General features: G+C 37.6%; 13 protein-coding genes. 11 read left to right on the top strand and 2 right to left on the bottom strand.

Translation table 11 applies throughout. The features are described from left to right. The first annotated feature begins 121 nt into the window (after window positions 1-121). The 3 genes from QFZ31_RS11415 to QFZ31_RS11405 all read left to right on the top strand — a co-directional run bounded on the left by QFZ31_RS11415 (window position 122) and on the right by QFZ31_RS11405 (window position 2,453). Window positions 122-574, top strand: a complete 453-nt coding sequence (locus QFZ31_RS11415) for a hypothetical protein (protein WP_307303079.1) — start codon at window positions 122-124, stop codon at window positions 572-574. A gap of 825 nt (window positions 575-1,399) precedes the next feature. After that, window positions 1,400-1,975, top strand: a complete 576-nt coding sequence (locus tag QFZ31_RS11410) for a YsnF/AvaK domain-containing protein (RefSeq protein ID WP_307303078.1) — start codon at window positions 1,400-1,402, stop codon at window positions 1,973-1,975. A 70-nt stretch (window positions 1,976-2,045) separates the two neighbouring features. After that, window positions 2,046-2,453 (top strand): YsnF/AvaK domain-containing protein, encoded by a 408-nt coding sequence (locus tag QFZ31_RS11405; RefSeq protein WP_307303077.1) that lies wholly within the window; start codon window positions 2,046-2,048, stop codon window positions 2,451-2,453. Window positions 2,454-2,588: 135 nt separating this feature from the next. On the opposite strand, the gene mreBH is transcribed toward QFZ31_RS11405, so the two are convergent. After that, a complete protein-coding gene (gene mreBH / locus QFZ31_RS11400; protein ID WP_307303076.1) occupies window positions 2,589-3,596 on the bottom strand; it encodes a rod-share determining protein MreBH in 1,008 nt (335 codons plus the stop codon). A gap of 316 nt (window positions 3,597-3,912) precedes the next feature. On the opposite strand from mreBH, the gene miaA reads away from it, so the two are divergent. The 3 genes from miaA (at window position 3,913) to spoVK (ending at window position 6,597) form a co-directional block, all read left to right on the top strand. Beyond that, window positions 3,913-4,869 (top strand): tRNA (adenosine(37)-N6)-dimethylallyltransferase MiaA, encoded by a 957-nt coding sequence (miaA, locus tag QFZ31_RS11395; RefSeq protein WP_307303075.1) that lies wholly within the window; start codon window positions 3,913-3,915, stop codon window positions 4,867-4,869. Between the two features lie 26 nt (window positions 4,870-4,895). Further along, complete coding sequence (gene hfq / locus QFZ31_RS11390) at window positions 4,896-5,126, top strand: RNA chaperone Hfq (protein WP_034672853.1); 231 nt, start codon at window positions 4,896-4,898, stop codon at window positions 5,124-5,126. A gap of 520 nt (window positions 5,127-5,646) precedes the next feature. Then, on the top strand, window positions 5,647-6,597 hold the full coding sequence (gene spoVK, locus QFZ31_RS11385; protein WP_179602127.1) for a stage V sporulation protein K: 951 nt from the start codon (window positions 5,647-5,649) through the stop codon (window positions 6,595-6,597). Window positions 6,598-6,633: 36 nt separating this feature from the next. Here the strand turns inward: spoVK and QFZ31_RS11380 are convergent, their stop codons facing one another. Continuing rightward, the gene (locus QFZ31_RS11380) at window positions 6,634-7,239 is read right to left on the bottom strand and encodes a trimeric intracellular cation channel family protein (RefSeq protein ID WP_179602125.1); all 606 of its coding nucleotides are present in this window, start codon (window positions 7,237-7,239) and stop codon (window positions 6,634-6,636) included. A gap of 183 nt (window positions 7,240-7,422) precedes the next feature. Between QFZ31_RS11380 and hflX the strand changes: the two genes are divergently transcribed. From hflX to QFZ31_RS11355, 5 genes are all read left to right on the top strand, one after another. After that, window positions 7,423-8,691: a GTPase HflX gene (hflX, locus tag QFZ31_RS11375; RefSeq protein ID WP_307303074.1), complete on the top strand. Its 1,269-nt coding sequence runs from the start codon at window positions 7,423-7,425 to the stop codon at window positions 8,689-8,691. 4 nt (window positions 8,692-8,695) lie between these two features. Next, window positions 8,696-9,967 carry an aminotransferase class I/II-fold pyridoxal phosphate-dependent enzyme gene (locus QFZ31_RS11370; protein ID WP_307303073.1) on the top strand — a complete coding sequence of 424 codons (1,272 nt, stop codon included), beginning with the start codon at window positions 8,696-8,698 and terminating at the stop codon, window positions 9,965-9,967. A gap of 143 nt (window positions 9,968-10,110) precedes the next feature. Beyond that, on the top strand, window positions 10,111-10,512 hold the full coding sequence (locus QFZ31_RS11365; protein ID WP_307303072.1) for a MerR family transcriptional regulator: 402 nt from the start codon (window positions 10,111-10,113) through the stop codon (window positions 10,510-10,512). A gap of 23 nt (window positions 10,513-10,535) precedes the next feature. After that, window positions 10,536-11,870, top strand: coding sequence for a type I glutamate--ammonia ligase (glnA, locus tag QFZ31_RS11360; protein ID WP_179602119.1), 1,335 nt, complete (start codon window positions 10,536-10,538; stop codon window positions 11,868-11,870). 226 nt (window positions 11,871-12,096) lie between these two features. Next, window positions 12,097-12,879 (top strand): hypothetical protein, encoded by a 783-nt coding sequence (locus QFZ31_RS11355; RefSeq protein ID WP_307303071.1) that lies wholly within the window; start codon window positions 12,097-12,099, stop codon window positions 12,877-12,879. Window positions 12,880-12,884 lie beyond the last annotated feature (5 nt).

Below are 12,884 nucleotides of genomic sequence, written 5' to 3'. Positions count from 1 at the left end.
GAGTGTTTTCTTTTTTAATAAGAAAGCACTCTTTTTTTATAAAATATTCAGAATAGGACTTATATTTGTTTTGTAAATAGTGTAAAATTACACTATAAGGGAGTTAAAAGGAGGTGGCCGAATGTTTGTTTTTGGCATCTTAAGTACTTTTTTACCTATTGTTATCATTATTTTTGTAATCGTTTATGCTGTGAAAAACAAAGAAATGGGGGGAGAGGCAGTGATACGTCATCTTTATACGTATTTAGTCTTGTTTGCGACGCTTATGATGGTGATTGGCGGAGGAATTTCAATTTTTATGGCCGCGGCCGATCTAGTAAGCCCGCCAGGTTATTATCAAAACTTTGAAGATTTCAAGCAGGTTTACCATGACGGGAAAGTACCAACAGAGGAAAGTCAAAAGTTATCGGATGATGAAATTAGAGAGAGATATGATCAAATGTTAAAAGATGAAAAGAACCGTGCTAGAGAGAATGCAAAAAACCAACTTATTAAAAGCTTAGGCTTTATCGTCATTCCGCTGCCGATTTTCTTATATTTCAATAATATGAGAAAACGCCAGAGTGACATCTAGTTTTTTAGTATAAAAGTTTCATAATCAATCCCAAATAAAAGTATAGGAAAAATGACTATCACATGGTTTGTTTGATAGTCATTTTTTATTGATATTTGAAATAATAGAATCAATATGATTTATCTTTTCTTTGTGTTTCAACAATTAAGAAATGATACAAGTAATTAAAAATTGCTACTGCAACACTTAAAAGAAAAAGCTGCTTTCGGCTCATTCTTTTCATTTTATATACACCTAGTTTTTCTGCTAAGGTTGTTAAGGGATAAGCAAATAAGTAGTCAGCAAAAATATTAGTCAAAAGATATACCCAGAATTTTTTGTATGTTAATTTAAAGATCCAAAAATTTATGATAGTAAAAGGACCAAAAACGAATGATACATCTGTTGCTAATTTCGGAAAAATGGGGTTTTTTACCTTCCACCATTTGAACGCTCGAGATAACTCACTTATTAAGGCAATAACCAAGTCACTAAAAATGATAGTAGGCAGGTACCGAAGGAAAGAAAATTTACCAAGTTTTATTACAGAAAACCAAGGCAGAATTAGCAACAAATACATTTTCCATTTTTTCTTAATTGTAAAACCCCCCTGATTTGGGCCATATCTGCTATACAATACTAATGCTTTATTATCTAATTTGTATTTTTACCTGTAATGATCTGGAATATCCATTCATAATAAAAAAGAGCTACAGCAGTGAGCCTTTTTTTGATGTTATTTTTAAATTATTCCCACAAAGTAAGTTTTTTCATAGAGAATAAAAATATCCTTTGGGTAGATTATATAAAGGCATTACATTAATCAATTCGTGAGGAGGAATTCTTATGGGTAACATTTTTGATTTGTTTGGTGATGACAATTCACAAAATACAAATAATCAAGACAGCCAAAATAATGCAGGAACCCAGGGAAACACCACTAGCTCAAGCACCCAAGGGGACAACACTAGCTCAAGTATGCAAGGAAACAACGCTAGCTCAAGTACCCAAAATAATCAAACTAACGGCTCCCTTGAGCTTCATAAGGAAGAGCTAGACATTACGAAAAATAAAGTCGATGCTGGTGAAGTTGTCCTTTCAAAAGAGGTTGTAGAAGAACAAAAAACGGTAGAAGTTCCTGTTATGCACGAGGAAGTTGTAATAAAGAGAACGCCAGTAAACGAACGTAGTAATGCATCGATAAGTGCCGAGGAGACTATCCATATTCCTGTCAGCCAGGAGGAAGTTCAAGTTAACAAATATACAGTAACCACTGAGGAAGTCTCTGCTTCTAAACGCCAAGTTGAGGAAACACAGCAAGTTCAGGAAACTCTTAGAAGTGAAACGGCTAATGTTAATACTACTGGTAGTGTTGACTTTGTTTCCGATACATCAGGGTTTGAAGATATAAATAACAGATAAAAGCAAAAACACCTTTTCATCCACCATAATGAAAAGGTGTTTTCACTCTTTTCCTTGGAGGAGGATTAAAGTGTCTGAGCAGCCAAAAACAGCAAATGATGAAGTAACACTCAAATTACATAAGGAAGAGTTGCAGGTAAGTAAAAAGTGGATAGAGACAGCTAACGTTACGGTTTATCAGAAGAGTTATACTGAAGAAAAGCAGATTTTGGTTCCTGTCCGCCGTGAGGAGTTAATCATTGAGAAAAAAATGTTAAATTCAGAAGGAGAAACGGATAAAAGTATTGAAACGATTCGTATTCCTTTAAGGGAAGATCGTATTGAGGTTACTTTACATCCAACTCTCCTTGAGGATGTAGAAATATATAAGAACCAATATGAAGAAATAAAACAGGTTATTGAAACTCTCAAGGAAGAAAAAGTTCATATCCAAACAATAGGTGATGTAAAGTTAACAGTTAATAACCAATTATTATAATACACCTGAAGATTTTGTAGCTATATTAAAACAAAAAAATCATTTAATAAGTTAATTAAAAAACTGGCTCTGAAGTGAACTGAGCCAGTTTATTTATACATAGGAACTCGTTACCTTGTCATTGCTAGTTATTTCCTACTTCACTAAAGCTGGAATCTTATGCATGTATTTAAGGGCTTGTCCGGTTCCGATTGCGACGGATTCAAGAGGATTTTCTGCTAATTGTACAGGCACTACTATTTCCTTGCTTAGCCATTCTTCCATTCCCTTCATTAAGGCACAGCCACCAGTTAGGATCACGCCGCGGTCCACAATGTCTCCGCTTAGTTCTGCAGGGCAGTCCTCGAGTGTTGCACGAATCGCTTCTAATATATGAGACAATGATTCTTTTAAAGCATCTCTGATTTCATATGATGATAGTGTCACGGTTTTTGGCAAACCTGTCACAAGATCACGACCGCGTACTTCCATGGTAAGCTCTTCGTGATCAACCAATGCATAGCCGATTTCCATTTTGACATTCTCTGCTGTTCGCTCACCAATCAACACGTTATATTCTTTTCGGACATGTTGAATGATTTCTTCATCAAGACGGTCTCCGCCAATTTTAATAGAATGGCAGGAAACAACGCCGCCGAATGATATGATCGCTACCTCTGTATTCCCGCCGCCAATGTCGACAACCACATTGGCTACCGGCTGATCGACAGGCATCCCTGCACCAATCGCAGCCGCGACTGGTTCTTCAATCAACTGGATTTTTTTAGCACCGGCATTTCTCACCGCATCATGAATCGCTCGTCTCTCTACACTTGTTGATCCGGAAGGGGTACAGATCACCACATTCGGCTTACGAACGGCAAAGCCGACTGATTTAGAAGCTTTGCGCATGATATGCTTCAGAAGCTCTGTGGTAAGGTCATAATCGGCAATGACGCCTTCTTTTAATGGGCGGATGGCAATAATTTTCTCTGGTGTTTTTCCAATCATTTCTTTTGCTTCTGTACCAAAAGCAACGACCTTTTTCGTTTCTGTATCAATCGCAACGACCGAAGGTTCATTTACAGCGATTCCTTTATTTTTACTATAAACCAATATATTAGCAGTTCCTAAATCAATTCCAATCTCAAAGTTTGATAACATTTCATTTCACCTAATTTCCTATTTTTCGACAACCAGCCGTTTTGACCAGTCATTTTTCTACACAATATGCTACGATTAAGCCTACCATGAACTTGGGGGTAAAAAGCTGTTTGTAAATGAATCGTTATAGGAATGTAAAGATGTAAAGGAAATATATTTATTGAGACGAAAATGGAATAATAAAATCCTTTGTAAAAAACATGCATAGAAAGGATTATTTTTGATTATACTTATTTGATGTTCAACTGCTTTTAAAGTTTGTGTTAGGATGTATGTGTGACATCATGGAAATTATGAAAAGGGCAGTGTGAAAATTTTGGATTCAAAACAGAAATTATTAGTCATTATTGGTCCAACGGCAGTTGGAAAAACAAAGTTAAGCATTGAGCTGGCTAAACGGTATAATGGCGAAATTATTAGCGGCGATTCCATGCAGATTTATCGTGGTATGGATATTGGAACTGCAAAAATAAAACATGAGGAAATGGAAGGAATTCCACACCATTTGATTGATATTAAAGAGCCCGATGAGAGTTTTTCAGTTGCGGAATTCCAGCAGCTTGTACGGGCGGAAATATCAGACATCACCTCAAAAGGTAAGCTTCCTATCATCGTTGGCGGGACAGGTCTTTACATTCAAGCGGTCATATATGATTATCAGTTTTCTGAGGCTCCAGCGGATGAAGAATTTCGTTTACAGCTTGAAGAGAGGGCGAAGGAAATTGGCAATGAAGCTCTTCATCAGGAGTTAACGAAGGTAGATCCTCAGAGTGCGAGCCAAATTCACCCGAATAATGTTAGAAGGGTGATAAGGGCACTTGAAATTTTTCATTGTACTGGTAAGATTATGAGTGACTATCAAAATAATCAGCAGCCTGACCTTCTTTATGAAACTGCACTGATCGGTTTAACGATGGAGAGGGATAAGCTATATGAACGGATTAATTTGCGTGTCGACATAATGATTTCGGAAGGTCTGCTTGATGAAGTCAGCAGGTTGCACAGGCAGGGGCTTAGAGATTGTCAATCCATTCAGGCTATTGGTTATAAGGAAATCTATGATTATTTGGATGGGAAGGTTGGTCTAGATCTTGCCGTTGAAAATCTAAAACAAAATTCTAGACGATATGCAAAAAGACAGCTAACCTGGTTTCGGAACAAAATGGAAGTACAATGGTTCGACATGACAGATGTCTCAAATTTGTCAAAAAAAATAATCGAAATTTCACAATACGTTGAAGGAAAGCTACAAGTAAAATCGAATACATATTAGTAGAGATAAAAGAGGAGGATATACAAATGAAAACCACCATTAACATTCAGGACCAATTTTTAAACCAGTGCCGTAAGGATAATACCCATGTAACGGTATTCTTATTAAACGGATTCCAATTACGAGGCCAAATTAAAGGCTTTGATAATTTTACTGTTCTTTTTGAATCGGAAGGAAAGCAGCAACTGGTTTACAAGCATGCCATTTCAACCTTTGCGCCGCAAAGAAATGTTCAGCTTGACCTGGATGCACAATAATCTTTATTTATGATCCCGAGTCCATGAATCCATGGGCTTTTTTTATTTTAACTGTGTTAAAACTGAATGTTGATTTTTATGTGCTGGACAATAAGCGGAGAATTACCGTTTAAATTGGGAAATACCCATATTTCCTTAAATATAAGCGGAGTTTTTCCGCTTATTGTATCCAAATCCTTGGATTTTGTCTTATTTAAAGCTGTTAACCGGAATATCTCCGCTTATATCTGCTTCTTAAGGTTCCTCAAAATACAATAGCCGGAAATTCTCCGCCTATGAATTCTCAACCCTCCACGAAAATCAACAATAAATAATAAGAGAGCCTTATTTTTAATAATGAATTGTGAATAAGATGAATACACATAAATGAAGGAGTATTGCTTGGGAAGCACATAGAAACATTAGAGTGAACTTTATTAGCAATTTCCTCTCGTTATTTGTCAAAATGAGCATATATTTTTTCAAGTAAACGATAAAAGCTGCCTAACGTATACTGTTTGCAGAATGAGAGGTGAAGGCTTTGGATCAACCGATTCGCATGAAAAGCAACGGACAAATAACAGTATCCCTTAACTCGCAAAAGAGGAAGTCCCTGACGAAAGAGCTGCCTGTTCCTCAAGTTGTTCCAAAGGTTATTCCCCCGGAGCACTCGGCATTAAAGGAAATTGAAGAAGAGCTCGGGGCATTAGTGGGTATGGAAGAAATGAAACGAATGATAAAAGAAATTTACGCCTGGATTTTTGTAAATAAGAAACGAGAAGAACTGGGACTGAAGGCTAGAAAACAGGCTCTTCATATGATGTTTAAAGGAAATCCAGGAACAGGCAAAACAACAGTTGCACGGTTAATTGGCAAGCTCTTTTTAAAAATGAATGTTCTGTCTAAAGGGCATTTAATTGAGGCGGAACGTGCCGATCTCGTGGGGGAATATATTGGACATACCGCACAGAAAACAAGAGATTTAGTAAAAAAAGCGCAGGGCGGAATCTTGTTCATTGATGAGGCCTATTCATTAGGGCGCGGCGGGGAGAAGGATTTCGGTAAAGAGGCCATTGATACACTTGTGAAGCACATGGAAGATAAACAGCACGAATTTATTCTTATTTTAGCTGGATATTCTAGGGAGATGGATTATTTCTTAACACTAAACCCTGGGCTCCATTCCCGTTTCCCGCTGGTCATTGACTTTCCGAATTACACAATTGAGCAATTGATGGAAATTGCCAGTCGCATGCTCGATGAGCGAGAATATTCGTTAAGTCATGAGGCGGAAAAGAAGCTAAAGGACCATTTAATTTGGGTCAAGGCGGTACTCAGTCCAAATAGTTTTTCAAACGGACGTTATGTTCGAAACATTATTGAAAAGTCCATTCGCGCTCAAGCAATGCGGCTTTTACTGCAAAACAGCTTTGATAAGCATGAATTGATGACACTTAGAAGTAATGATTTAATCTTTGAGGAAGATTCATAGGCACAAAAAAATCGGCGGAAACGGTCCGTCGATTTTTTAATGTGCACCAAGTCTTTTAGATGGCAGTTTCCAATCAAATGTATAGGAAAGGACCCTTAGAGCTGTTATTAATACAAATAAGGTATATAACTCCCATGGACTTGAGGCGATTTTTAGTCCTATAATGAGACCTGCAAGAATTGCCCATACTGCATATATTTCCGCTCTTAATACAATTGGCTTCCTTCCAGCAAGTAAGTCGCGAATAATCCCTCCGCCAATTCCAGTTAAGACTGCGGCAACAATGACCGCACTTATCGGATGATCCATATTGGCCGCGTATATTGCACCTTGAATGGCGAAAGCTGATAATCCAATGGCATCGAAAAAGTTACCCCATTTTTGCCAATGACGCAAGAGATTATTTGGAAACAGAAACACAGCCGTAATCGATAATAAAGCAATTTGAAAAAATAACCCTTGTTCCCATAGTGCTGAAACGGGGACACCAATTAATAGATTTCGAATGGCTCCGCCACCGAAAGCAGTCACAATTCCTAAAATATATACCCCTAAAATATCATACTCTTCTTCCATAGCTATAATTGCTCCACTTACAGCAAAAGCAATGGTTCCAATGATACTTAACACATCCCATGTCATTTTGTTCTGTTTCCCCTCGATGTATAATTCTTATATTCTTTTAAATTTTCAATAAACAATATGATTTTACCACGAAGGTAAAAATAATCAACATAATTTATTAAAAAATTCGCTGGGAAATTAGTGGATTGCCCTTATTTTTGGTATGATGGGAAAAGAAAATTACGAAAATGAGGTGTTGGTATGGAACAAGAAGTTAGCTTGGAAAAAGCAATCTTAGTTGGCTGCCAAACGCAAAGCTTGGACGATAGTCGTTTCGAGTATTCAATGGAGGAGCTTGCTTCCTTAACGGAAACCGCTAAAGGCGAAGTTCTGATGACGGTTTCTCAAAAACGAGAGCGTATTCACCCTGCTTTATATATAGGTAAAGGGAAGGTAGAAGAACTAAAAGCGCTTGTCGATGAAGTGGAGGCTGATTTGGTCATTTTTAATGATGAATTATCACCAAGTCAAAAGCGAAATCTTGCTTCTGAATTAAATGCCCGAATTATTGACCGGACTCAGCTCATATTAGATATATTTGCACAAAGAGCACGCTCAAAAGAAGGTAAGCTGCAGGTGGAGTTGGCGCAGCTTCAATATTTATTGCCGCGTCTTGCTGGGCAGGGGACAGCATTATCTAGACTAGGTGCTGGTATTGGAACAAGAGGACCAGGGGAAACAAAGCTAGAATCAGACCGCCGTCATATTCGCAGAAGAATTGATGATATTAAGAGTCAGCTCTCCGTTATTGTTCAGCACCGGGATCGTTACCGCGAAAGAAGAAAGAAAAACAAAACGTTCCAAATCGCAATTGTCGGCTATACGAATGCAGGCAAGTCTACACTTTTTAACCGACTTTCTGAAGCGGATTCCTATGAAGAAAATCAATTATTTGCGACCTTGGATCCAATGACACGGAAGCTAGTTTTACCGAGTGGATATCAGACCCTAATTACTGATACCGTTGGTTTTATTCAAGACCTGCCAACAGCGCTGATTGCTGCTTTCCGTTCGACACTAGAAGAGGTGAAGGAAGCAGACCTTCTTTTGCATGTAGTCGATATGGCAAATGCGGATTATTTTCAGCATGAAAAAACAGTTAATAAGCTGCTTGCAGACTTAGAAGTGAAAGACATTCCACAAATCACTGTCTATAATAAGAGGGATATTAAACATCCTGACTTTGTACCAACAACTAATACACCTCTAACTTTCATTAGCGCCTATGATAAAGAGGACAGAAATGAACTGAAAAGAAAAGTTGAAAAAGTGATTATTGAAATGATGGATCAATATCAAGTCAGCATACCTTCAAACGAAGGGAAACTGCTGGCGCAATTAAAGAATGAGACGATTGTAAGAGAGCTTGTCTTTGATGAAGAAAAAGAGCTTTATCAATGCCGAGGATTTTCACTCCCAGATCATCAAATTTCCGGTCAATTAGAGAAATATAAAAGTAGAATGGAGTAACAGCATGTTTCAACAGTTAAACAATGGGGAAAAGCTTCAAAAAATTGTAAGTAGTGTAGAACAACAAGTTACAGGAATACATAAAGCAATCGATGAAAAAATTGATTCGAACCAATTTCGAGTTTTGAAGAGTTACCAAAAGCACAGAGTGAGTGATTCGCATTTTATCCCTTCCACAGGGTATGGTTATGATGATATCGGAAGAGATACATTGGAACTCATTTATGCAGATGTATTTGGTGCTGAGGCGGGTCTTGTACGTCCGCAGATAATCTCAGGTACACATGCGATTTCGATATCACTATTTGGGATTCTGCGTCCTGGAGATGAACTTCTTTATATAACTGGTAAACCCTATGATACCCTTGAAGAAATTGTAGGCATCCGTGGAAATGGTGTCGGTTCCTTAAAGGAGTTTGGGATTTCATATGATAGTGTTGCCCTAACAGAAGAGGGAACCATCGACTGGGATTTGGTTGCAACAAAAATCAAAAGTAATACGAAAATGATTGGAATTCAACGTTCAAAGGGATATGCAACGCGCCCATCTTTTACAGTCGACGAAATCAAAGAAATGATTTCGTTTGTAAAAGAAATTAAAAAAGATGTAGTTGTTTTTGTAGATAACTGTTATGGAGAATTCGTTGAAGAACTAGAGCCCTGTCATGTTGGCGCTGATTTAATGGCGGGGTCACTGATTAAAAATCCGGGTGGAGGAATTGCCAAAACAGGCGGTTATATTGTCGGCAAAAAACAATATGTTGAAGCCTGTTCGTATCGGATGACTTCTCCTGGTATCGGCGCTGAAGCTGGAGCTTCGCTATACAGCCTGCAAGAAATGTATCAAGGTTTCTTTTTAGCACCGCATGTAGTTGGCCAAGCATTAAAAGGAGCTGTATTTACAGCAGCACTATTAGAGAAATTAGGTATGAATTCATCGCCTAAATGGGACGCCAATCGAACGGATTTAATTCAATCAGTTCAATTTGATGATAAAGAGAAAATGATTGCCTTCTGCCAGGCGATACAATTTGCTTCACCAATCAATTCTCATGTTACGGCTTACCCAGCATATATGCCGGGTTACGAGGATGATGTGATTATGGCAGCTGGAACGTTTATTCAAGGGGCGAGTATTGAATTAACTGCCGATGGACCAATCAGACCGCCATATGTGGCCTATGTTCAAGGTGGCTTAACTTATTCTCATGTTAAAATGGCTGTTTGTATTGCTGTAGATTCGCTAATTGAAAAAAATCTGATTGAATTAAACTAAGAAGAAATACAAAGGATAACGAAAGAAGTTGTCCTTTGTTTTTTATGAAAAACCATGTTAGAAAATCTAACATATGATTGACATCTTTTCTAACACGAAATATAATAGCATTATAAATCAGCATAAGGAGAGGAGAAATTTACGTGAGTGGAAAAGAAATACGCCGCTCAATGCCACTATTCCCAATTGGAACGGTTATGCAGCTAACAGAATTAACAGCTAGGCAAATCCGTTACTATGAAGAGCACGAATTGATTTCTCCGGCTAGAACAGATGGGAATAGAAGACTCTTTAGTTTAGTTGATATTGATAGACTATTAGAAATTAAGGATCTCATTGATCAAGGAATTAATATGGCTGGAATCAAACAGCTGTTATTGGTCAAAGAGCAACAGGCAAATGTTATTCAGCAGCAGGCTGATAAAGCCAAGCAGGAATTAACCGACGATCAGTTAAGAAATCTACTACGTCAAGAATTACAGCAAGCTGGAAGATTTAATCGTTCGTCTTTAAGGCAAGGGGATATGTCACGATTTTTCCATTAATTTAAATTTTGGAGGTAATAAAGATGGCAAAGTTTACTAGAGAAGATATTAAGCGGTTGGCAGCAGAGGAAAATGTTAAATTTATTCGTTTACAATTCACTGATATTCTAGGAACAATTAAAAACGTTGAGATTCCTGTTAGTCAATTAGAAAAAGCTCTTGATAATAAAATGATGTTTGACGGTTCTTCTATTGAAGGTTTCGTGCGAATTGAAGAATCTGATATGTATCTATATCCAGATTTAAATACTTGGGTAGTATTCCCATGGACAGCTGAAAAAGGAAAAGTAGCTCGTTTAATCTGTGATATCTATACTGCAGAAGGAAACCCATTTGATGGAGATCCTCGTAACAACTTAAGAAGAGTATTAAAGGAAATGGAAGAGTTAGGTTTCACTAACTTTAACTTAGGACCTGAACCAGAATTCTTCTTATTTAAATTAGACGAAAAAGGTGAGCCAACACTAGAATTGAACGACCAAGGCGGATACTTCGATTTCGCACCAACAGATTTGGGAGAAAACTGCCGTCGTGATATCGTACTAGAACTAGAAGAAATGGGCTTTGAAATTGAAGCTTCTCACCACGAAGTAGCACCAGGACAACATGAAATCGACTTTAAATATGCGGATGCGTTGACTGCTTGTGACCAAATCCAAACATTTAAATTAGTAGTAAAAACAATTGCTCGTAAACACGGTTTACATGCAACGTTCATGCCAAAACCTTTATACGGAGTGAACGGTTCCGGAATGCACATGAATCTTTCATTATTTAAAGATGGTGTCAATTCATTCTACGAGCCAACTGGTGATTTAGAAATGAGTGATACTGCTCGTCAATTCATCGCTGGTATCTTAAAGCACGCACCAAGCTTTACAGCGGTAACGAATCCAACAGTAAACTCTTATAAGCGTCTAGTTCCTGGCTATGAAGCACCTTGCTATGTTGCTTGGTCTGCTAGAAACCGTTCACCATTAATTCGTATTCCAGCTTCTCGCGGCTTAAGTACTCGTGTAGAAGTAAGAAGCGTTGACCCAGCTGCAAACCCATACCTAGCGATGGCTGTTCTATTAAAAGCTGGTTTAGATGGAATCAAGAACAAATTAACTCCTCCAGCTCCAGTTGACCGAAACATCTATGTTATGAGCAAAGAAGAAAGAATCGAAGAAGGAATCATTGATCTTCCAGCAACTCTAGCTCAAGCATTAGATCAATTAAAGTCTGATGAAGTAATCGTAGCTGGTTTAGGAGAGCATATCTTCGAACACTTTATCGAAGCAAAAGAAATCGAGTGGGATATGTTCCGTACCGTCGTTCACCCTTGGGAACGCGAACAATATATGAGCATGTACTAAAAATAAATAACCCAGTATAGACTGAAGTCTTTACTGGGTTATTTTCTTTTTAATAGGATGTGGTGCCTTTTTATGTCAAGGGTTAACAGCAGTTTCAATATATGTAGACAATAATAAACATTGGTGCTAATTTGTGTAACTTAATACTAAATACTTGAAAAAGGTAAAGAAAAATAAGATAATAGATTTAAGAACAAATGTTCCTAGTTCGATTTGGAGGTGCTGAATGATTCAAACCTATCAAACAAAATTAATAAACATTTCATTACATAATGGTCTGTCATCATACATGTACCTTCAAGAATATGCAGACTACTTTGGTAGGCTGGAGCGAAAGCTTTTTGTTCAGTCTAACATAAAAGGTGTTTCGTCCTTCAGCCTAAAAAAGACCTTTCTAACACGATTTGGAATCACAGCCCGACAATTCAATTCTTTGAAAATGCAGCTGGACGGAAAAGTCTCTTCCTTGATTGAAAAAAGAAAGTTAGATATCAAGGAACTTGAATCCAAAACGACTTATCTGCACAAAATCATTGACATGAAAACCACAAAAAAAGAACAACTTCATCAAAAACTCCAAGACACTTCACTAACCCATCCATCATTTTCGAAACTGGTAAAGAAGTATCGTAATCTTAAGTTTTATCTTCATCAAAAAAAACGCCGACTGAGGAATCTCGAACAAAAGCTGGAAAAGTTGAAAATAGATGCCAGAAATAATAAGATTCGTATCTGCTTTGGCTCAAAGAAACTGTTTCACAAACAATTCCATTTGGAAGAAAACCAATACAAGGATCATCAAGAATGGCAAAAAGACTGGGCTGAAGTGCGCAGCTCCCAATTTTTGGTCATCGGTTCTAAGGATGAATCATTTGGTAACCAGACTGCTACCTATGATTGGAAGAACATATTGAGGCTGCGTGTTGCGAATCTTTTCACCGATAAATTTGGTAGATATATAATGTTTCCTGATGTGATTTTTTCCTTACGGACAAGAGTGGCTAGATAAAGCGA

Origin of the sequence: Neobacillus niacini (assembly GCF_030817595.1) — a bacterium.
In the GTDB taxonomy this organism is placed as follows: domain Bacteria; phylum Bacillota; class Bacilli; order Bacillales; family Cytobacillaceae; genus Neobacillus; species Neobacillus niacini_G.
This window is presented reverse-complemented; position numbering and strand designations above follow the sequence as displayed.

What these genes read in the sequence shown, in the direction of transcription:
- QFZ31_RS11380 (WP_179602125.1), bottom strand. Translation starts at nt 7,239, where the DNA reads ATGACATGGGATGTGTTAAGTATCATTGGAACCATTGCTTTTGCTGTA.
- hflX (WP_307303074.1), top strand. Translation starts at nt 7,423, where the DNA reads ATGGAACAAGAAGTTAGCTTGGAAAAAGCAATCTTAGTTGGCTGCCAA.
- glnA (WP_179602119.1), top strand. Translation starts at nt 10,536, where the DNA reads ATGGCAAAGTTTACTAGAGAAGATATTAAGCGGTTGGCAGCAGAGGAA.
- QFZ31_RS11410 (WP_307303078.1), top strand. Translation starts at nt 1,400, where the DNA reads ATGGGTAACATTTTTGATTTGTTTGGTGATGACAATTCACAAAATACA.
- QFZ31_RS11415 (WP_307303079.1), top strand. Translation starts at nt 122, where the DNA reads ATGTTTGTTTTTGGCATCTTAAGTACTTTTTTACCTATTGTTATCATT.
- hfq (WP_034672853.1), top strand. Translation starts at nt 4,896, where the DNA reads ATGAAAACCACCATTAACATTCAGGACCAATTTTTAAACCAGTGCCGT.
- QFZ31_RS11370 (WP_307303073.1), top strand. Translation starts at nt 8,696, where the DNA reads ATGTTTCAACAGTTAAACAATGGGGAAAAGCTTCAAAAAATTGTAAGT.
- QFZ31_RS11355 (WP_307303071.1), top strand. Translation starts at nt 12,097, where the DNA reads ATGATTCAAACCTATCAAACAAAATTAATAAACATTTCATTACATAAT.
- mreBH (WP_307303076.1), bottom strand. Translation starts at nt 3,596, where the DNA reads ATGTTATCAAACTTTGAGATTGGAATTGATTTAGGAACTGCTAATATA.